Consider the following 20,980-nt stretch of genomic DNA (forward strand, 5'->3'; position numbering starts at 1 on the left):
CGAATGAGTCATTCGCGACGTTCGGCGAGGGTTGGCGACGTCATGAACGACTCTTTCCTGTCGTCCAGCGTCATGAACGACCCTTTCATGACGTCCCGGCCGGCAACGCGACTTTGCCGAGGCCCTGGTCCGCCCTGACGCTGCTTGCCACTCACGACCGGGTCGGACGGCTGCTTTCGCGCACCACCAGCTCGGCCCGGACCGCTCCGCTGCCCGGCGCCGCGAGACCGTCGATCCGGGCGGCGAGCACCGCCAGCGTCTGCCGGCCCGCCGCGACGAAGTCCTGGCGGACCGTCGTCAGCGGAGGCGCGAAGTACGCTGCCTCGGGGACGTCGTCGAAGCCGACGACGTGGGCGTCGCGCGGGACCCGGACCCCCGCTTCGGCGAACGCCGCGAGCAGCCCGAGGGCCATGTGGTCGTTGGCCGTGAACACCGCGCACATCCGGACCTCGACGGCGAGCGACTGCCCGGCCCGGTAACCGGAACGGGCCGACCAGTCGCCGCGGACCACCGGCGGTACGTCCGCGCCGTGCCGCTCCAGGGTCTCGCGCCAGCCGCGCTCGCGGGCGCGGGCGATCGGCGCTTCCTCCGGGCCGCCCACGTGCCAGACCGTCGGGTGGCCGATGTCGAGGAGGTGCTCGGTGGCCCGTCTCGCGCCGTCGTACTGATCGGCCGCCGCGGCCGGGACGAGCGGGACGGCGGTGACCGGCGGGGGCTCGGCGAACAGGTGCGGGTCGAGCAGGATGATTCCCGCCACGCCCTGCAGTCGCAGGCCGGCCACCGCGGCCGGCACCGCGGAGCGGCCGTGGCCCGGCACGCTGAAGACGACGAGCGCGTACCCGTGTTCCCGCGCCGCCGCGCGCAGGCCGTTCAGGACCGGCCCCGACGCGGCGGTTCCCGTGGCGATCACGCCGAGCGTGCCCCGCCGGACCGGTGTGCGGAGGGGACCTGCGTCGTCCACGGGCATGCACCCGATGTTAACGATCACACCAACGGACGTGAACTTCCTTCACTTTCCATAAATAACGAAATAGTAACGCGCGCGACGGGCTGTGAACCGGCCCCTCGCGGGAGCCGTTTCAGCCAGTGCCGGAACCAGTGACACCAGGCGCGGTTCCCCGATCAACGCGCCCCGCGGTGCCACTCCCCCCGGGTTCCGCGCGTCTCCCATCGGGCACGCCGCTTTCGTCGTTGTGCCCGAAAACCCGAAGAAGGTGACCATGCCCCGGAAAACATCCCCCGCCACGGGCAGACATCGCATCACCCGCCGCACCAAGATCGCGACCGGCGGTCTCGCCCTCGCGCTCGCGGTCGGCGGCATCGTCGTCGCGACCACCGCCGGGCGCACCGGCGAAGCGAGCGCCGATCCCGCCGACGCGTCGTTCTTCCTCGACATCGCGAAGGTGCCCTCCGGTGTTAACGTGAACAAGGCGCTGCAGGGGAAGGGCGCACGCGGCACGTTCACCGTGGACTGCGGACGCAACGAGAACCAGCACTTCAACCCCGACAACTTCATCGCCCAGCCCGGGGTCAAGAACGGTGCCCAGCACCTGCACGACTACGTCGGCAACCTCTCCACCAACGCCGACTCCAGCAACAAGAGCCTGGCGAAGGCCGGTACCACCTGCAAGAACGGCGACAAGTCCGCCTACTTCTGGCCCGTCGTCCGCATCGACACCGGCGAAGAGGACGAGAACCCGCCGGCCACGCAGCCCGACCGTGCCGGCAGCGCGGCCGACAAAGCGAGCAGCCAGGTCGACTGCCCGGACGTCGCCAGCAAGCTCCCCGACGTCCCGGACCAGGCGATGGACGAGGTGAACCGCAACCTCGACCTGCTCGACAAGCAGATCGACGAGGCGAACGCGCGGATCGCCAAGGGCGACCTGAAGACCCCGCAGGACATCCAGAACGCCGTGGTGGGCCCACTGAAGGACAAGCGCGCCGCGACGATCGACCGGATCGCCATCGCGATCGGCCGCCGGGCCGCGAAGCCGACGAACCTGGGCGGGCTCGCGGCGTGCGTGCTCAAGCAGAACGGCCAGGGCGGCCTCGACAACGGCGGCCAGAACAGCACCGGCCAGCCGGCTGAACTGCCCGGCGTCAACGACCAGAACGAAGTGGCCGGCAACGACGGCGAGATCCAGCGCGTCCGGTCCGCGACCATCTCGTTCACCAGCGGCGGCGCGAACAAGGTCGTCGCGATGCCGCAGTTCCTCCGCATCCTCTACGGCGACGCCAAGCAGAGCACCAACGGCCCGGCCAACGCCCGGCCCAGCTGGACCTGCACCGGCTTCGAGGACCGGCTCACCGACCACTACCCGATCTGCCCGGCGAACAGCAAGGTCGAGCGGATCCACGCCTTCCCGAACTGCTGGGACGGCAAGAACATCGACAGCACGAACCACCGCACGCACATCGTGTTCGCCGACCAGCAGGGCAAGTGCCCGCAGGGGTTCAAGAACGTGCCGCAGCTGGTGATGAAGCTGGTCTACGACATCCCGCACGACATCCAGGTCAAGGGCCAGTACAAAGTGGACGCCTTCCCGGAGGAGAAGCACAACCCCCGCTCCGACCACGACGACTTCGCGAACGTCATGGGCCAGCGGCTGATGAACCAGGTCGTCAAGTGCATCAACACCGGCCAGCGCTGCAAGCAGTGACCGGCGTCAGGAGACCGTGACCGAATAGCTGTTCGCGGCGAAGTCCAGGCCACCGGCGGACGAGGTGATCTCGAAGCCGAACTGGACTTCGCCGAGCGTCACGTCGCCGAACCACCCGCGGGCACGGATCCAGTTCAGCACGGCCAGGACGTCGACCGTGCCCGCGTTGGTGTTCGAGGTGCGCACGAACGAGAAGACCGCGTTCGAGCCGTTGGATCCCTTGTAGACGTCCCAGGTGTGCCCGCCGACCGTCGCGGTGGTCTGCTTCGTGCCCAGCGGGCCCACCGCACCCTGCTTGTCCATCCACAGCATCGTCTCGTAGGCGTTGTTGTCCGCCCAGATGTCGTACGCGGTCTCGTACGCACCACTGCCGGGGCGGGTGACGGAGAAACTGCTCGACACCCGGCCGAGGGCACTGAGCTTCTTGCCGACGTTCTTCGCCGCGTGCGGGTACGACTTCACCCCGCCCGTGTTCGGATGATCGGCCCAGACGCCCCAGTTCGAATACGAATTCGCCCAGATGGTCTGCGACCCGGCACCGCTGCCCCAGACGTCGTTGCGGATGGTGTAGCCCCCATTCGACCAGGTCGCCCATTGGTCCGAAGACGACCACGTCGCCGCCGACGCCACGCCGGCCGAAGCGGCCACCGAAGCGGCCACAGTCAGGGAAACGACAAGGGAACGCACGACTTCGCGCATGGTCACGTCCTCCACGGGTGAGGGATTCACCAAGACTATGACCGTCCCGTTACCGCGCGGTCAAGCAATTCGAGAACTTCGAAGAAACAATTCCTTCGAAATAGGCGAAAGGGGCTTTCCCCGACCACCGGGGAAAGCCCCTTCCGACGAGGAACTCAGGAAGCCGCGCGGCGTTTCGTCCAGATGTCGTACGCCACGGCCGCCAGCAGGACCACGCCCTTCACCAGCATCACCCGCTCGCTCGGCGCGCCGATCAGGGACATCCCGTTGTTGATCACGGCCATGATCAGGCCGCCGGTGATCGCGCCGACCACCTTGCCGACGCCGCCCTGGACCGCAGCGCCGCCGATGAACGCCGCCGCGATCGCGTCCAGCTCGAAGTTCACGCCGGCCGTCGGGCCCGCCTGGTTGAGCCGGCCCGCGAAGATGATGCCGGCCAGGGCCGCCAGCACGCCCATGTTGACGAAGATCCAGAACGTCACCGACTTGACCTTGACGCCCGAAAGCGTCGCGGCCTGCAGGTTGCCGCCCACGGCGTAGATGTGCCGGCCGAACACCGACTTCCCGGCCACCAGCGAGTAGCCGAGCACCAGCACCGCCAGCAGGAGGAGCACCCACGGCAGGTTCTTGAACCGCGCGAGCTGCACCACCAGGGCGAGCACCAGCACCGCGATCCCGGCGATCTTCAGCACGAAGACGCCGAACGGGTCGACGTCCTGGCCGTAGCCCAGGCGCGCCGAGCGCTTGCGCCACTGGGTGAACGCGATCCCGGCCACCGCGACTACGCCGGCGAGCAGCGAGACCACGTCGGCGCCGCCGAGCGGGCCGAGGCCGATGTTGCCCAGGTAACCGTCGGTGAAGCCGTTGGACAGCGTGCGGATCGTGTCCGGGAACGGGCCGATGCCCTGGTTGCCCAGGACCGTCAGGGTGAGCGCCCGGAACGCCAGCATCCCGGCCAGCGTCACGATGAACGCCGGTATCCCGAAGTAGGCGACCCAGTAGCCCTGCCACGCGCCGATCGCCGCGCCGACGACGAGGGTGGCCAGCACCGCCCAGAACCACGGCAGGTGCCAGTTCACCATCAGCACCGCCGACACCGCGCCGGTCATCGCGACGACCGACCCGGCGGACAGGTCGATGTGCCCGGAGATGATCACCAGGATCATCCCGATCGCGAGGATCAGCACGTACGAGTTCTGCACGATGATGTTGGAGATGTTCTGCGGTTCCAGCAGCGCGCCGCCGGTGAGCACTTCGAACAGGACCACGATCAGCGCGAACGCGACGTAGATGCCGCTCTGGCGCGGGTTGATCGAGATCCGCCGGGCGGAGCGCTCGGCCGGGGGCGCGTCGGGCCGCGCTTCGGTCGTGGTCATTGCCGTTCCTTGGTCATGTACTGCATGAGCAGTTCCTGGGTGGCTTGTTCGCGGGTCGCCTCGCCGGTGATCCGCCCCGCCGACAGCGCGTAGATCCGGTCGCAGAGCCCGAGCAGCTCCGGCAGCTCGGAGGAGATGACCAGCACGGCCTTCCCCTGCGCGGCCAGCTCGTTGATGATCGTGTAGATCTCGAACTTCGCGCCGACGTCGATGCCGCGGGTCGGCTCGTCGAGGATCAGCACGTCCGGGTCGGTGAAGATCCACTTGGCCAGCACGACCTTCTGCTGGTTGCCGCCGGAGAGCTTCCCGGTCACGCTGCGCACGGTCGGCGCCTTGATCCGCAGGTCCCGGCGGAACCCGACGGCCGTGTCGTGCTCGGCGTGCTCGTTGACCCAGCCGCGCTTGGCCAGCTTGCCCAGCCCGGCCGCGGACACGTTGCGCTGGATGTCCTCGATCAGGTTGAGCCCGTAGCGCTTCCGGTCCTCGGTGGCGTACGCGATGCCGTGGCGGACGGCGTCGCGCACCGACCGGACGTCGATCTCCTTCCCGTGCTTGACGATCCGCCCGGAGATGTCCTTGCCGTAGGACCGGCCGAACACGCTCATCGCGAGCTCGGTCCGGCCGGCGCCCATCAGCCCGGCGAGCCCGACGATCTCCCCGCGCCGCAGCGAGAGCGACGCGTGGTCGACGACGACCCGGCCGGCCTGGGTCGGGCTGTGCACGGTCCAGTCCTCGATCCGCAGCACCTCTTCACCGATGTCCGGCTCCCGGGGCGGGAACCGGTGCTCGAGGTCGCGGCCGACCATCCCGGTGATGATCCGTTCCTCGGTCAGGCCGGCCGCGTCGAGGGTGTCGATCGTGCGGCCGTCGCGCAGGATCGTGACGGTGTCGGCGATTGCGGTCACCTCGCCGAGCTTGTGCGAGATGATCACGCACGTCACGCCGTCGGCGCGCAGTCCGCGCAGCAGGTCCAGCAGGTGCGCCGAGTCCTCGTCGTTGAGCGCCGCGGTGGGTTCGTCGAGGATCAGCAGCCGGACCTCTTTGGACAGTGCCTTGGCGATCTCGACGAGCTGCTGCTTGCCGACGCCGAGGTCCCGCACCGGGGTGACCGGGTTTTCGGCGAGGCCGACGCGCTTGAGCAGCGCGCCGGCCTCGTGGTTGGTGCGGTTCCAGTCGATCCAGCCCCGCTTGCCGCGTTCGTTGCCGAGGAAGATGTTCTCGGCTATCGAGAGCTGCCCGCACAGCGCGAGCTCCTGGTGGATGATCACGATTCCGTGCCGCTCGCTGTCGCGCACCGAACCGAACTCACACCGCTGCCCGTCGAAGTGGATCTCACCGTCGTACGTCCCGTGCGGGTAGACGCCGGAGAGCACCTTCATCAAGGTGGACTTCCCGGCGCCGTTCTCCCCGCAGATCGCGTGGATCTCGCCGCTGTTCACGGAAAGCGTGACGTCCGACAGCGCCTTGACCCCGGGGAAGGTCTTGGTGATCCCGCGCATGCCGAGCAGTTCGGTCATTTCAGCTGACCTGCCGTGTAGTAGCCCGAGTCGACGAGTTCCTTCTGGTAGTTGGCCTTGTCGACGGTCACCGGCTGCAGCAGGAACGACGGGACGACCTTCTTGCCGTTCTCGTAGTCGGTGGTGTTGTTGACCTCGGGCTTGCCGCCCTTGAGGACCGCGTCGGCCATCTTCACCGTGGTGTCGGCGAGGATGCGGGTGTCCTTGAAGATCGTCGAGTACTGCTCACCGGCGATGATGGACTTGACCGAGGCGACCTCGGCGTCCTGCCCGGTGACGATCGGGTACGGCTGGCCGGCGGAGCCGTAGCCGTTGCTCTTCAGCGCCGAGAGGATGCCGATCGACAGGCCGTCGTACGGCGAAAGGACCCCGGCGACCTTGGCGCCGCCGGTGTAGGTCTTGGTGAGCAGGTCCTCCATGCGGCGCTGCGCGGTGGCCGGGTCCCAGCGCAGGATGGCCGCCCGGGCGAAGTCGGTCTGCCCGCTCTTGACCACCAGCTTGCCGCTGTCCAGCAGCGGCTTGAGCACGGACATCGCGCCGTTGAAGAAGAACGTCGCGTTGTTGTCGTCCGGCGAGCCGGCGAACAGCTCGACGTTGAACGGCCCCGGGCCGTTGCCCAGGCCCTTGACCAGCGAGTTCGCCTGCTCGACGCCGACCTTGAAGTTGTCGAAGGTCGCGTAGTAGTCGACGTTGGGCGAGTTGCGGATCAGCCGGTCGTAGGCGATGACCGGGATCTTGCGGTCGGCCGCCTCCTGCAGCTGCGTGGTGATGGCGGTGCCGTCGATCGAGGCGACGACCAGGAGCTTGGCGCCCTTGGTGATCTGGTTCTCGATCTGGTTCACCTGCGTCGGGATGTCGTTCTCGGCGTACTGCAGGTCGACCTTGTACCCGAGCTTCTCCAGCGCCGACTTGATGTTGTCGCCGTCGTGGATCCAGCGCTCCGACGACTTCGTCGGCATGGTGACGCCGACCAGGCTGCCCGCCGCGCTCGCGCCGGACGGTGCCGCCTGGTCCGCGGTCTTCTGGCTCGAGCCGCACGCCGACAGCGTCAGCACGAGTCCCGCGGCGGCGATCCCCGCGAGTGTTCTGGTGAACTTCATTGTTCTTTCTTCCTTTCTCAGAAGCCTGGGTCAGAAGCCCTGGGCGAGGCGGTGGTACGCCTGGTTCCAGCGGATGCGGTCGGCGAAGCCGTGCGGCGTGGTGTCCTTGTCGATCACCAGCAGCTCGACGCCGAGCAGGTTCGCGAAGTCGCGAAGGGTTTCGGTGCCCACGGCCTGGGTGAGCACGGTGTGGTGCGGGCCGCCCGCGGTGATCCACGACTCGGCGGACGTCGACAGGGACGGCGCCGGCTCCCACACCGCCCGGGCCACGGGCAGGTTCGGCAGCGGCTCGTCCGGCGCGACGACCTCGATCTCGTTGGCCACCAGCCGGAACCGGTCGCCGAGGTCGACCAGGCCGAGGGTGACGCCGGGGCCGGGCGCGGCGTCGAACACCAGCCGCACCGGGTCCTCGCGACCGCCGATGCCGAGCGGGTGGATCTCGCACGACGGCTTCGCGGCGGCGATGCTCGGGCAGACCTCGAGCATGTGCGCGCCGAGGATCTTCGGCGTGCCCGGCCCGAAGTGGTAGGTGTAGTCCTCCATGAACGACGTGCCCCGCTCGGCACCCACGCCCATCGCCTTGACCGCGGCCAGCAGCGCGGACGTCTTCCAGTCACCCTCGCCGCCGAAACCGTAGCCGTCGGCCATCAGCCGCTGGACCGCGAGCCCGGGCAGCTGGCGCAGGCCGCCGAGGTCCTCGAAGTTCGTGGTGAACGCGCCGAACCCGCCGTCGGTGAGGAACTTCCGCAGCCCGGCTTCGATCTTCGCCGCGTAGCGCAGCGACTCGTGCCGCGCTCCCCCGGCGGCCAGCTCCGCGACAACGTGGTAATCCTCGGCGTACTGCGCGACGAGCGAGTCCACATCGGATATTTCTTCGACCAGCTCGACCAGGTCGTTGACGCCGTACGTGTTGACCGAGACGCCGAACCGCAGCTCCGCCTCGACCTTGTCCCCCTCGGTGACGGCGACGTCGCGCATGTTGTCGCCGAATCGGGCGAGCCGCAGGTTGCGCAGGTGGTCGGCGCCGATCGCGGCCCGGGCCCACGCGTCGATCCGCGCGACGACGACCGGGTCGGAGACGTGCCCGGCGACCGTCTTGCGCGGGACGCCGAGGCGCGTCTGGATGAACCCGAACTCACGGTCGCCGTGCGCGGCCTGGTTGAGGTTCATGAAGTCCATGTCGATGGTGGACCACGGGAGTGCCTCGTTGAGCTGGGTGTGCAGGTGCAGCAGCGGCTTGCGCAGCGCGTCCAGCCCGGTGATCCACATCTTCGCGGGCGAGAAGGTGTGCATCCACGCGATCACGCCGACGCAGGCGGCGTCGGCGTTGGCCTCCTGCAGGACCCGCCGGATCGACGAACCTTCGGTCAGCACCGGCTTGCCGACGATCTCGGCCGGGAGCCCGCCCGAAGCGGCCAGGAGCTGCTGGATGCGCAGGGACTGGCCGGCGACCTGCTCGAGGGTCTCCTCGCCGTAGAGGGCCTGGCTGCCGGTGAGGAACCAGAGCTGGGGTTTCGACGCGCGGGTCATCGTTCTCCTAGAAACGTTTCAGTGCTGGCCGTAGACGTTCTGGTACCGGGCGTAGAGCCGGTCGACGTCCTCGGGTGGGAGGGGTTCCGGGGTGCCGAGCTCGAAGGCCTTGTGCACGGTGCGGGCGACGTCCTCGACCAGCACCGCGGCCTTGACCGCGTCACGCGCCGTGCGGCCGACGGTGAACGGGCCGTGGTTGCGCATCAGCACGGCCTTGGAGCGGCTCGTGCGCAGCGTTTCGACGATGCCGCGGCCGATGGAGTCGTCGCCGATCAGGGCGAACGGCCCGACCGGGACTTCCCCGCCGAACTCGTCGGCGATCATCGTGAGCACGCACGGGATCGGCTCACCGCGCGCGGCCCACGCGGTGGCGTACGTCGAATGCGTGTGGACGACCCCGCCGATCTCGGGCAGGTGCCGGTAGACGTAGGCGTGCGCGGCGGTGTCCGACGACGGCGCCAGGTCGCCGTGCACCAGCTCGCCGTGCAGGTCGGTGACGACCATCGTGTCGGCGGACAGGTCGTCGTAGGACACGCCCGAGGGCTTGATGACCATCAGCTCACGGCCCGGGACCCGGGCCGAGACGTTGCCCGCGGTCCAGATGACCAGCGCGTTGCGGGTCAGCTCGCCGTGGAGGTTCGCCACGGTCTCCCGGAGTTCGGCGACGGTGTCGAGGACTTCACCGGTCAGCGACATCAGGACCGTCCTTTCGCAACAGCTCGGCGGCGGGCCGCGAGACGGTGCATGACATCGTTGGCGCCACGGCCGAAGTAGTCGTGCAACGTCGTGTATTCGGCGTACAGCTCGTCGTAGGCGGCGACGTGCGCGGGCACCGGCTGGTAGACCGCGCGCTGGACCGAGCCCATCGCCGCGGCGGCCACGCGGATGTCCGGGTGGGCCCCGGCGGCGACGGCCGCGTGGATGGCCGAACCCAGCGCCGGTCCCTGGTCGGAGCCGATGACCGACAGCGGGAGGTTCGTGACGTCGGCGTAGATCTGCATGAGCAGCGCGTTCTTGACCAGGCCGCCCGCGATGATCAGCTCGGTGACCGGGACGCCGGCCTCGCCGAACGTCTCGACGATCTTGCGGGTGCCGAAGGCCGTGGCTTCGAGCAGGGCGCGGTAGGTGTCCTCGGCGCGGGTGGCCAGGGTCTGCCCGACGATGACACCGGACAGCTCGTGGTCGACGAGTACCGACCGGTTGCCGCTGTGCCAGTCCAGCGCGACGAGCCCGTGTTCGCCGATCTCCTGCTGCGCGGCCAGGCGCGTCAGCTGCTCGTGGCCTTCGTAGGACGCCGGGACGCCGTGTTCGGCGAACCAGCCGAAGATGTCGCCGACGCCGCTCTGCCCGGCTTCGTAGCCCCAGAGCCCGGGGACGATCCCGCCGTCGACGACCCCGCACATGCCGGGGACCTCGTGCAGTTCGGCGCCGTTCATGACGTGGCAGGTCGAGGTGCCCATGATCGCGACCATCTGGCCGGGCTCGACCGCGTTCGCCGCGGGCGCGGTCACGTGCGCGTCGACGTTGCCGACGGCGACCGCGATGCCTTCGGGCAGCCCGGTCCAGGCCGCGGCCTCGGCGGACAGGGAGCCGGCGCGGGCGCCCAGCTGTCCGAGGGGGTGTTCGAGCTTGTCGGCCACGAAGGACTCGAAGCCCGGCGCGAGCTCGTGGAGGAAGTCGCGGCTCGGGTACTGGCCGTCCTGCAGGATGCCCTTGTACCCGGCCGTGCAGGCGTTGCGGACGTACACCCCGGTCAGCTGCCAGACGATCCAGTCGGCCGCCTCGACCCAGTGCCGCATCGCCGCGTAGACGTCCGGGGCCTCTTCGAAGACCTCGAGCCCCTTGGCGAACTCCCACTCCGAGGAGATCAGCCCGCCGTAGCGCGGCAGCCACTTCTCGCCGCGGGCGCGGGCCAGCTCGTTGATCCGCACGGCCTGCGGCTGGGCCGAGTGGTGCTTCCACAGCTTGACGTAGGCGTGCGGGTTGCCTTCGAACTCGGGCAGCTCGCACAGCGGCGTGCCGTCGACGGTCGTCGGAACCATGGTGCACGCGGTGAAGTCGGTGCCGACGCCGACGACGTCGCGCCCGTCGGCGCCCGCGTCCCGCAGCGCCGCCGGTACGGCGTTGCGGAGCACTCCGACGTAGTCCGCGGGCACCTGCAGCGCCCAGTCCGGCGGCAGGGCGCGGCCGGTGGCGGGCAGCGTCTCGTCGAGCACCCCGTGCGGGTACTCGAAAACGGCGGAGCCGAGCTCGGCCCCGTCCCGGACCCGCACGACCACCGCGCGGCCCGACAGCGTGCCGAAGTCGACGCCGACGGTGAGTGGTTCTGCCACGGTGTCCTCTCCCTCCTGGTTGGTACCGGGGCGCGGCGCGGGCGGCGGTGGACGCGCCGCGCCCCAGGGTTCTAGCGGCCGGTGATGACGAGCGTCGTCACGGAGTTGGCGGGCAACGTCAGCTTCGACGTCGCCGCCAGCCCGGTGATCTCCCTGGTCTGCGGCACGATGGCGGTCGGCGCGGCGAGGCTGTTGCGCCCCGCCGGGTCGCCGGTGAGCGTGGTGAGCGTCCCGGTGCCGTCGACCGCGGTGACGCCGGTGAGCGCCAGCCGCGCGGTCTGCACCTGGCCGGTCGGGTTGACGAGCTTGACGGTGAAGGTCTTCTTGCCGCCCTTGGTGGTCACGTTCACCACCTGGCGCAGCGGGCTGCCCTGGTTGAGGCGGCTGGTCACGATCTGCTTGCCGAGCGTGCTGGAGAACATCTGCTGCACCCAGTAGGACGGCGAGCCGTAGCTGCTCCCGGCGTCGAAGCCGATCAGGTTGACCGGCCAGTTGGACTGGTTTTCGTGCACCAGCACCGGCGCGTACATCGAGCCGATGACGACGTCGCTGTTGCGTTCGAGCCCGGTGAGGAACGCGGCCTCGCCGACGGCGGCGGCCAGGGTGCCGGTGGGCCGGCCGTCCTGGGCGCCGTACTCGCCGACGAGGATGTCCGGGCCGGACCGGTCGGCGGTGTCGTAGCGGGTCGAGTTGTCGGTGAACCACTGCGGCGACTGGTAGTAGTGGTCGTCCGCGGCGTCCGGGCGCACGCCGGTCGAGGTGCTCGACGCGGCGCCGCCCTGCAGTCCGCCGGTCGTGGCGATGACCGTCAGCTGCGGGTACTTCGCCTTGATCGCGTTGTACATGTCGGTGAAGCGCCAGGCGTAGCTGCCCGAGCCGTCGAACCAGTCCTCGTTGCCGACCTCGACGTAGTGCAGGTCGAACGCGGCCGGGTGCCCGTCGGCGATCCGCTTCGCGCCCCACGTCGTGGAGGCGTCGCCGATGGCGTACTCGATCTCGTCGAGGGCCTCCTGGACGTACTGCGGGTAGTCGGCCTGGTCGACGTGTTGCCCGTTGAGGGTGTAGCCGGCGAACAGAGCGAGCAGCGGCTGGGCGCCGATGTCCTCGGACAGCTTGAGGTAGTCGAGGATGCCGAAGCCGTCGGTGGACCAGTAGCCCCACGCCGTGTTCTGGTGTCCGGGCCGCTCTTCCTGCTTGCCGATGGTGTTCTTCCACGCGAAGCGCGTGTCGAGGGTGTTGCCTTCGAGGTAGTTGCCGCCGGGGACGCGGAACAGGCCGAGCTTCATCGCGGCGAGCTTCTGCCCGAGGTCCAGGCGGACGCCGTGGTTTTTGAAGGTCGGCGGGAACAGCGACACCTGCTGGAACCAGGCGTCTCCGGCGAGTGCCTTCTTCTCCTTGTTCACCAGGGACACGACGATCCGGTTGTCCGTGGACGTGGTGATCGTCGATGGCGTGGTGAAGCTGAACGTCTGCTGCGCCCAGCTCGCGCCGACCGGCTGGACGTCCTTTCTCGCCAGCACGGTGCCGTCCGGCTTCTCCAGGCTGACGCGGACCGCGCCGGTCCACGTTCCCTTCGCGAAGAAGCTGCCGGTGTACTTAGTGGACGGTTTCGCGGCGACGCCGTAGTAGCCGACGTTGGCGGCGGCCACGCGTCCACCGGCCGGGACGGTGTCGGCGCGCAGCTTCAGCGACCGGTCGAAGGCGGTGTTGAGCGGGGTGGCGGTGTCGATCGCGTACGTGCCGGTCGCGCCCGCCGAGGTGAGCAGCGACCAGTACGGGACCGGGGTGTCGCCCGCGCCGCTGCCGCGCTGGTAGGCCTCCTTGAAGGTGCGGTTGCGGACCAGCTCGGCGTACAGCCCGCCTTCGACGGAGTGGCTGATGTCCTCGAGGATCGAGCCGTAGGTGGTCGGGCGGGTGTTGGCGCGGACGACGTTGGCGTCCACCGCCAGCTGGTTCGCTCCCGCCAGGGTGCCGATCTGCGCGGCAGTGAGCGGGAAGCGGCGCAGTTCGACCTCGTCGACCGCGCCGGTGAACCCGGATCCGACGGTGAAGGCGGCCGTGCTGGTCCCGGACGCCGGGCAGGCGGAGACGTCCAAGGTCGTGCCCGTCGGCGTGCCGCAGGTGCTGGTGACCGCGGCCGCGTCGCCGTCGGCGTAGACGGTGAGCCGCTGCGAAGCGCGGTCGAGGACCACGGCGGCGTGGTGCCAGTTGCCGTCGGCCAGGCCGCCGCCGTTCGCGGTCACCTGGATTGTGCCGACGCGGGCGGTGAGCTTGCCGCCGGCCACGCCGAGGGCGTAGCCGTCGCCGTGGTCGACGAGCGTGCCGTCCGACGCCGTGCGGAACCACGCGGCCAGGGACAGCGAGCCGGTGCCCGTGTCGAACGCGGGCGAGGTTCCCATGTCCACAGTGGACTTGCCGTCGAGCTGGACGGCCTTGCCCGCCGCGCCCGCGGTCCAGGTCGCGCCGTTCAGTGTGCCGTCGGCCGCGTTCGCCGACGAGTCGCGCGCAACGGTGCCGGCGCCCTCGTCGAAGTGCCACGACCCGCTCGCGGCCAGTGCGGCGATGGCGGGCGCGGTCAGCGGCGTCGGGTACGCGCGGACGTCGTCCACGCCCCCGGCGAACCAGTCGGCCGGGCTGCCGGCCCACTTGCCGCGCCCGATGACCAGGTGCCCGGCCGCGGTCCACGGCGTGGTGAACGGGACGCTCTGCTGCAGGGTTCCGTTGACGTACAGGGAAAGCGTCCCGGCCGCGCGGTTGTAGACGCCGACGACGTGCTGCCACTGGTCGACTTGCGCGGGCAGGGTCGACAGGGCCGAGGACGACGCCGAGTCGCCGTCGGAGGCACGGCGGGTGAAGGCGAACCGGCCGTCGGCCGTGCGCTGGAGGTAGAACCCGCTGATCGCCGCGCCGTCGACGCTGACGGCGGTCCGGAAGCCGGTGGCCGCGGCCGGCTTGACCCACGCGGATACCGAGAAGCTCTGCGCGGTGTCGACGACCGGGGCCGGAACGTCGACCGCGGCGTCGGTGCCGTTGAGCGCCACGCCGTGCGGGCCGACGACGCCGTCGCCCCAGGTGGCGCCGCCGGTCAGGGTGGCGGTGCGGCCGTCGAGGGAGTCGTCGGCCGCCGTGGTGCCGGTGCCTTCGTCGAGGGTCCAGTGCCCGGCGATGGCCAAGCGGGCGGCGTCGGCCGCGGTCAGCGCGCCGCGGTAGGCGCGGACGTCGTCGATCGTGCCGTCGACGTAGTCCACCGGGTTGCCGCCGTACTTGCCGCGGCCGATCACCAGGTGGCCGGGGCCGGCCCAGCCGGCGGGCGCGGACACAGTCGCCTGCCGGGTGCCGTCTACGTAGAGGGCCAGCGTCGACGCGGCCGCGTCGAACACGCCGGTGAGCTGGTACCACTGGTTCACGACCGGGTCGAAATTCGCCGAGGCGACGACGCCGTCGGCGGGCGCGTCTCCGGCGAGACGGGTGAAGGCGAACCGGCGGGAGTCGTCGCGGAACTGCAGGAAGAAGTTGCTGACCTGGTTTCCGTCGATGCTCACGAACGTCTGGTAGCCCGAGATCTTGTCGAGCTTGACCCAGCTGCTGACGGAGAAGCTCCGGGTGGTGTCCAGCACGGGCGCGCCGGCGTCGGCAAAACCGCTCGCGCCGTCGGTGGTCAGGGCGCCGCCGCGGATGCCGGGGCCCCAGCCCGCGCCGGAGTTCAGGGTGGCCGGGTGCTCCCCCGCGGTGTCGGCGGCCGTCGTGCCGCTGCCTTCGTCGAACGTCCAGTGCCCGGCCAGTGCCGGGCCGGCGTCGGCCGCGTCGGCGGCGGTCACGGGTATTGCCGAGAACAGGGTCAGGGCCGCGAGCACGGCCAGGGAACGCCGGAATCTGTGGAGCATGACTCTCCTTCGAGTGTGAGCGCTCACAGTCATCGTGTCCGTCGGGTCACGAGGCGTTGCAGGACGATGAAGACGAACAGGAGGGCCCCGGTGATGATCGAGGTCCACCAGGAGTTGAGGGTGCCGTCGAAGGTGATCAGCGTCTGGATGATGCCCAGCACCATGATCCCGAGCACGGTGCCCAGCACGTAGCCGGAGCCGCCGGTGAGGATGGTGCCGCCGATGACCACCGCGGCGATCGCGGTCAATTCGAGGCCGACGCCGTTGAGCGGGTCGCCGGAAGACTTGTACAGCACCAGGAGCAGCCCGCCGAGGGCCGAGCAGAACCCGCTGATCGTGTAGACCGCGATCTTCGTGCGCCCGGTCTTGAGGCCCATCAGCATCGCCGACTGCGCGTTGCCGCCGATCGAGTAGACGGTGCGGCCGAACCGCGTGAACGCGAGCACGTAGACCGCGACGGCGACGACGACCAGGGCGGCGACCACGCTGATCGAGATGTGCAGCTCCCCGCCGAGCGGGATCTGCGTCTGGGCGAGGGTGGCGATCGTCGCGTTGTCGATCGAGTAGGCCTCGGTGCTGATCGTGTAGCAGAGCCCGCGGGCGAAGAACATCCCGATCAGCGTCGCGATGAACGGCTGGATCTCGAAGAAGTGGATGAGCGCGCCCATCCCGGCGCCGAGCAGCGCCCCGACCACCAGCACCACCGCGATCGCCGCGTACGCGGGCCAGCCGTGCTTCTGCAGCAGGTCACCGGAGATCACCGTGGACAGGGCGACCACCGACCCGACGGACAGGTCGATGCCGCCGGTCAGGATCACGAACGTCATCCCGACCGCGACCACGAGCAGGAAGGCGTTGTTGATGAACAGGTCCAGCACGACCTGCCCGGAGCCGAACGCGTCATAGCTGGACGCGCCGAAGATGTACGCCCCGATGAGTAGCGCCATCGTGGCGAGGATCGGGAGGTGCCGCTGCTGGGGCCGGTAGCCCTTGATGCGGGTGAGCGTGGTCATGCCGTGACCTCCACCTTCTCCGGAGCGGGTGCGGGAGCCGGCTGCCCGGGCCGGGGCGGGCGGCGCCGGAGCCTGCGGCGGAACGCGGGCGACTGCAGCAGGCACACCGCCAGCACGACCACGGCCTTGAACAGCATGATCGCCTCGGGTGGGATGCCGAGGGCGTAGACGGTGGTCGTCAACGTCTGGATGAGCAGCGCGCCGATCACCGCGCCACCCACGGAGAACCGGCCGCCGGTCAGCTGCGTGCCGCCGACGACGACGGCGAGGATCGCGTCGAGTTCGATGAACAGCCCGGCGTGGTTGGCGTCGGCGCTGTGCACGTTCGCGCTGATCATCAGCCCGGCGATGCCCGCGCACAGGGCGCAGAAGACGTAGACGAGCCAGGTCAGCCGGGCCGACCGTAGCCCGGCCAGCCGGCTGGCCTCCGGGTTGCCGCCGACGGCCTCGACGAGCAGGCCGAGGGCCGAGCGGCGGACCAGCAGCGACGCGAGCACGAACACGGCCAGGGCGATGAGGATCGCGCTCGGCAGGGTCAGCACGAACCCGCTGCCGATCCATTCGTACGGGGCGGAATTGATCGTGATGATCTGCCCGCCGGAGATCAGCTGCGCGATCCCCCGCCCGGCGACCATCAGGATGAGCGTGGCGATGATCGGCTGGATGCCCAATGCGGCGACGAGCCAGCCGTTCCACACCCCGAGCACCAGGGACAGCCCCAGCGCCAGCCCGACCGCGACGAGCGTCGCGCCCAAGCCGTCGGGGTGGTCGGCGATCCAGAGGCAGGCCAGCGATCCGCTGATCGCGACGACCGCGCCCACCGACAGATCGATGCCGCGGGTGGCGATGACGAGCGTCATGCCGATCGCGATGAGGATCAGCGGGGCGCCGTTCTTCAGGATGTCGACGAGGTTCCCGTAGAGGTGGCCGTCCCGGAGCTCGATCTTGAAGAACGACGGGCTCGCGATGAGGTCGCCCAGCAGCAGCACCAGCAACGCCACCACGGGCCAGAAGAGCCGCTTCTTCGTCAAGCCGGTCATGCCTGCACCCCTTCGGCCATCGTGGCCATGACGTCGTCCGCGGTGAGTCCCTGGTTTTCGCGCTTCGCCACCACTTTCCGGTCGCGCAGCACCACGACGCGGTGGCTCAGCCGGAGCACCTCCTCCAGCTCGGCGGAGATGTAGACGACGGCCATCCCGTCGGCCGAGAGCTGGGTGACCAGCCGCTGGATCTCCGTCTTGGCGCCGATGTCGATGCCGCGGGTCGGCTCGTCGAGGATGAGCAGCCGCGGCTCGGTGATGAGCCAGCGGGCCAGCAGCACCTTCTGCTGGTTGCCGCCGGAGAGGTTGCCGACCAGGGCTTCCGGGTCGGCGGGGCGGATGTCGAGCGTCTTGATGTACTTCCGCGCGATCTCGTCCTGACGGCGGCGCGACAGCGGCCGCGCCCAGCCGCGTGAGGCCTGGAGCGCGAGGACGATGTTCTCCCGGACGGTCAGCTCCTCGACGAGCCCCTCGGACTTGCGGTTCTCCGAGAGGAACGCGATCCGGTGGTCGAGCCCGGCGCGCGGGGTCCGCAGCGACGTGGCGTTGCCGTCGATCTTCACGGACCCGGTGTCGGCGTGGTCGGCGCCGAAGAGCAGCCGGGCGAGCTCGGTGCGCCCGGAGCCGAGCAGGCCGGCCAGCCCGACGACTTCACCGGCGTGGATGTCGAGGCTGAACGGCTCGACGCCGCCCTTGCGGCCGAGGTCCTCGGCGGACAGCAGCACCGGCGCGCCGGCGACCTCGGCGCGGGTCGGCCCGGAGTCCTCCAGCGTCTCCAGGACCTGCAGTTCCTTGCCGATCATCTTGGTGACCAGCTCGACGGGCGTGATGTCCGCCGTGCGGTACTCGCCGATCAGTTTTCCGTTGCGCAGCACGGTCATCCGGTCGGCGACGGCGAAGACCTGGTCGATGAAGTGGGAGACGAACAGGATCGCCAGTCCCTGCTCGCGCAGGGACCGCACGACCTTCAGCAGCTGTTCGACCTCGCCGGTGTCCAAACTGGACGTCGGCTCGTCGAGCACGAGGACCCGCGCCTCGACGTCGAGGGCGCGGGCGATCGCGACCAGCTGCTGGACGGCGATCGAGCAGGTGCTCAGCTCGGCCGAGACGTCCACGTGGACGTCCAGCCGGGCGAGGAGCTCCTCGGCCCGCCGCCGCATCGGACCCCATTGGATGCGGCCGAAGCGGCGGGGTTCCCGGCCGAGGCAGACGTTCTCCGCCACGGACAGGTTCGGGCAGAGGTTGACCTCCTGGTAGACCGTGCTGACGCCGGCCTGCTGGGCCTCGCCGGGGCCGCCGAAGGCGACGGCGGTCCCGGCGAGGGTGGTCGTGCCCGCGTCCACCCCGTACACCCCGGTCAGCACCTTGATCAGGGTGGACTTGCCGGCGCCGTTCTCCCCCATCAGCGCGTGGACCTCGCCCGGGAACAGGCGGAAGTCGACGCCGTCGAGGGCGAGGACGCCGGGGAACTCCTTGCGGATGCCGGTCATGGTGAGCAGTTCGGTGGACACGGGGACCTCTCAGTACTGGCGCTGCGGCAGAGCGGCCTTGGCCGACGCCTGGTCGAACTCGGTCTCCTGGGTTTCGATGCGCGCGGGCACCGACTCACCGGCGGAAACCTTCTTCACCAGGTCCATCAGCTGCGGGCCGAGCAGCGGGTTGCACTCGACGACGTGGTTGATCTTGCCGTCGGCCAGTGCCGTCAGCGCGTCCTTCACGCCGTCGACCGAGACGATCTTGATGTCCTTGCCCGGGACCTTGCCCGCGGCTTCGATCGCCTCGATGGCGCCGAGCGCCATGTCGTCGTTGTGGGCGTAGAGGACGTCGATCTTGGGCTGGGACTTGAGGAAGGCCTCCATGACCTCCTTGCCCTTGGCGCGGGTGAACTCACCGGTCTGCGAGGCGACGATCTTGTACTTCGGGTCCGCCGCGATGACGTCCGCGAAGCCCTTCTTGCGGTCGTTGGCCGGGGCCGAACCGGTGGTGCCCTGCAGCTCGACGATGTTGACCTGGCCGGTGGCGCTGCCGAACTCCTTGGTCAGCCACTCCCCCGCCTTCTTGCCCTCGGCGATGAAGTCCGAGCCGAGGAAGGTCTTGTAGAGCGACTTGTCCGGCGAGTCGATCGCGCGGTCGGTGAGGATGACCGGGATGTTGGCCGTCTTGGCCTCCTTGAGCACGGTCTCCCAGCCGGACTCGACGACCGGCGAGAAGGCGATGACCTTGACCTTCTGCTGGATGTAGGAGCGGATCGCGGAGATCTGGTTCTCCTGCTTCTGCTGCGCGTCGGAGAACTTGAGCTCGATGCCGGCCGTCTTCGCCGAGTCCTGGATCGACTTGGTGTTGGCCGTCCGCCACCCGCTCTCGGCGCCCACCTGGGCGAACCCGAGCGTGATCGCCCCGCCGGAGCTGCCGGAGGAACCACCACTCCCGCAGGCGGTGAGCAGCACGAGTCCCGCTGCCGCGGCCGCCGCGGCGGCCCATCGCTTCTTCAGCACGTTCACTCCTCGATCGACGGTGATCATTTTTGTTAGCGTTAACATTCGGAGCTGGTCTTCTTCGGTCCGGCGCGGTGCGGCGCTAACGCGGGCCGGTGCTCTCGCGCACGATCAATTCGGGCACGACCAGGGCGCGAGCATGCCGGTCGCCCCCGTCCATCCGCTGGGTGAGCAGGCCGAACGTGCGCCGGCCGACTTCGATGAAGTCCTGGCGCACCGTGGTCAGCGGCGGTGTGAAGTACGCCGCCTCGGGCACGTCGTCGAAGCCCGCGACGCGCACGTCCCGCGGCACCGAGACGCCGGCTTCGGCGAACGCGCGGAGCAGGCCGAGCGCCATCTGGTCGTTGCCGGCGAAGACGGCGTCGAGCCGGCCCTCCTTGGCGAGGGATCGCCCCGCCTCGTAGCCGGAGCGCGAGCTCCAGTCGCCGCGGATGACCTGCGGGACGTCCACGCCGTGGCGTTCCAGGGTCTCCCGCCAGCCGAGCTCGCGGTCGCGGGCCTCCAGCCAGTCCTCCGGCCCGGCGACGTGCCAGACCGTGCGGTGCCCCAAGGCCAGCAGGTGTTCGGTGGCGCGGCGGGCGCCGTCGCGCTGGTCGACGGAGATCACCGGGACCGGCGCGGCTTCCCCGCCCCCGACGGCGACGACCGGGAAGTCCGCGGGCGCGGCTTCCAGGGCGCGGCCCGCGGTGACGTGCGGGGCGATGACGATGATGCCCTCGACGGCCTGGCGGCGGAGGTTCTCCACCGCGTCGGCGATCGACGACCGGCCCGGACGGCTCACGCTGGAGATCGTGATCGCGTACCCGGCTTCGCGGGCGGCGTTCTCGATGCCGTAGAGCGTGCTGGCCGGACCGTAGAGGTTGGACTCGAGCGCGACGACACCGAGCGTGCCGGTGCGTCCGGTGACGAGCGCGCGGGCCGCGGAATTCGGGCGGTAGCCCAGTTCTTCGATGGCGGCGAGCACCCGGGCGCGGGTTTCGGGACGCACCGGACCGGTCCCGTTGATGACCCGGGAGACGGTCATGTGCGACACGCCCGCCACGCCCGCGACGTCGGTCAGGCTGGGCTGCCGCGTACCGGCGGCGGTCGCCCTGACGGGGCCGCCGGAGCGGGGTCGTTCGGCCACTGGCGTCCCCTTCCCGCACCTCGACGTGGTCTCCGTCACCCGTTCGGGTGGCGGCGAGGAGTCAGTGTTAGCGATAACACCGACGCGGTCAAGACTGGGCCGCGTAACGGTCTAATCACGTGCGTTCACCGGCCGCAGACACTCGCCGACCAGCGAAGGGCGTCGTGAGAAATTCACCGGGAGCGGCGCAGGGGCGGTGTTCAGGGC

General features: G+C 69.8%; 15 protein-coding genes. 1 reads left to right on the forward strand and 14 read right to left on the reverse strand.

The features are described from left to right. Positions 1–151: 151 nt before the first annotated feature. Positions 152–967 carry a substrate-binding domain-containing protein gene (locus tag AB0N03_RS24265; protein ID WP_364375842.1) on the reverse strand — a complete coding sequence of 272 codons (816 nt, stop codon included), beginning with the start codon at positions 965–967 and terminating at the stop codon, positions 152–154. 253 nt (positions 968–1,220) lie between these two features. On the opposite strand from AB0N03_RS24265, the gene AB0N03_RS24270 reads away from it, so the two are divergent. Continuing rightward, positions 1,221–2,660 carry a DUF1996 domain-containing protein gene (locus tag AB0N03_RS24270; protein ID WP_364375845.1) on the forward strand — a complete coding sequence of 480 codons (1,440 nt, stop codon included), beginning with the start codon at positions 1,221–1,223 and terminating at the stop codon, positions 2,658–2,660. 6 nt (positions 2,661–2,666) lie between these two features. Here AB0N03_RS24270 and AB0N03_RS24275 read toward each other — a convergent pair whose 3' ends face one another. From AB0N03_RS24275 to AB0N03_RS24335, 13 genes are all read right to left on the reverse strand, one after another. Further along, entirely contained in the window at positions 2,667–3,359 is a 693-nt protein-coding gene (locus AB0N03_RS24275) for a hypothetical protein (RefSeq protein ID WP_364375847.1), read from the reverse strand. A 155-nt stretch (positions 3,360–3,514) separates the two neighbouring features. Continuing rightward, the gene (gene mmsB / locus AB0N03_RS24280) at positions 3,515–4,735 is read right to left on the reverse strand and encodes a multiple monosaccharide ABC transporter permease (protein ID WP_364375850.1); all 1,221 of its coding nucleotides are present in this window, start codon (positions 4,733–4,735) and stop codon (positions 3,515–3,517) included. Next, positions 4,732–6,252: a multiple monosaccharide ABC transporter ATP-binding protein gene (gene mmsA, locus AB0N03_RS24285; protein ID WP_364375852.1), complete on the reverse strand. Its 1,521-nt coding sequence runs from the start codon at positions 6,250–6,252 to the stop codon at positions 4,732–4,734. The genes mmsB and mmsA overlap by 4 nt, the downstream gene beginning before the upstream one ends. Then, positions 6,249–7,352, reverse strand: coding sequence for a multiple monosaccharide ABC transporter substrate-binding protein (gene chvE, locus AB0N03_RS24290; RefSeq protein ID WP_364375854.1), 1,104 nt, complete (start codon positions 7,350–7,352; stop codon positions 6,249–6,251). Before chvE ends, mmsA begins: the two co-directional genes overlap by 4 nt. Before the next feature lie 30 nt (positions 7,353–7,382). Then, positions 7,383–8,882: an L-arabinose isomerase gene (gene araA / locus AB0N03_RS24295; RefSeq protein WP_364375856.1), complete on the reverse strand. Its 1,500-nt coding sequence runs from the start codon at positions 8,880–8,882 to the stop codon at positions 7,383–7,385. An 18-nt stretch (positions 8,883–8,900) separates the two neighbouring features. Next, positions 8,901–9,578 carry an L-ribulose-5-phosphate 4-epimerase gene (locus AB0N03_RS24300; RefSeq protein ID WP_364375859.1) on the reverse strand — a complete coding sequence of 226 codons (678 nt, stop codon included), beginning with the start codon at positions 9,576–9,578 and terminating at the stop codon, positions 8,901–8,903. Further along, positions 9,578–11,215: a ribulokinase gene (araB, locus tag AB0N03_RS24305; protein ID WP_364375862.1), complete on the reverse strand. Its 1,638-nt coding sequence runs from the start codon at positions 11,213–11,215 to the stop codon at positions 9,578–9,580. The genes AB0N03_RS24300 and araB overlap by 1 nt, the downstream gene beginning before the upstream one ends. A 71-nt stretch (positions 11,216–11,286) precedes the next feature. After that, positions 11,287–15,099, reverse strand: coding sequence for a LamG-like jellyroll fold domain-containing protein (locus AB0N03_RS24310; protein WP_364375865.1), 3,813 nt, complete (start codon positions 15,097–15,099; stop codon positions 11,287–11,289). 29 nt (positions 15,100–15,128) lie between these two features. Then, positions 15,129–16,112: a galactofuranose ABC transporter, permease protein YjfF gene (gene yjfF / locus AB0N03_RS24315; protein ID WP_364375868.1), complete on the reverse strand. Its 984-nt coding sequence runs from the start codon at positions 16,110–16,112 to the stop codon at positions 15,129–15,131. After that, positions 16,109–17,152: an ABC transporter permease gene (locus AB0N03_RS24320; protein ID WP_364375871.1), complete on the reverse strand. Its 1,044-nt coding sequence runs from the start codon at positions 17,150–17,152 to the stop codon at positions 16,109–16,111. The genes yjfF and AB0N03_RS24320 overlap by 4 nt, the downstream gene beginning before the upstream one ends. Further along, positions 17,149–18,642: a sugar ABC transporter ATP-binding protein gene (locus AB0N03_RS24325; protein ID WP_364376277.1), complete on the reverse strand. Its 1,494-nt coding sequence runs from the start codon at positions 18,640–18,642 to the stop codon at positions 17,149–17,151. The genes AB0N03_RS24320 and AB0N03_RS24325 overlap by 4 nt, the downstream gene beginning before the upstream one ends. Before the next feature lie 30 nt (positions 18,643–18,672). Then, positions 18,673–19,653, reverse strand: coding sequence for an ABC transporter substrate-binding protein (locus tag AB0N03_RS24330; RefSeq protein ID WP_364376280.1), 981 nt, complete (start codon positions 19,651–19,653; stop codon positions 18,673–18,675). 76 nt (positions 19,654–19,729) lie between these two features. Then, the gene (locus AB0N03_RS24335) at positions 19,730–20,773 is read right to left on the reverse strand and encodes a LacI family DNA-binding transcriptional regulator (RefSeq protein ID WP_364375874.1); all 1,044 of its coding nucleotides are present in this window, start codon (positions 20,771–20,773) and stop codon (positions 19,730–19,732) included. Positions 20,774–20,980 lie beyond the last annotated feature (207 nt).

The organism is Amycolatopsis sp. NPDC051061 (genome assembly GCF_040682935.1).
GTDB lineage: Bacteria > Actinomycetota > Actinomycetes > Mycobacteriales > Pseudonocardiaceae > Amycolatopsis.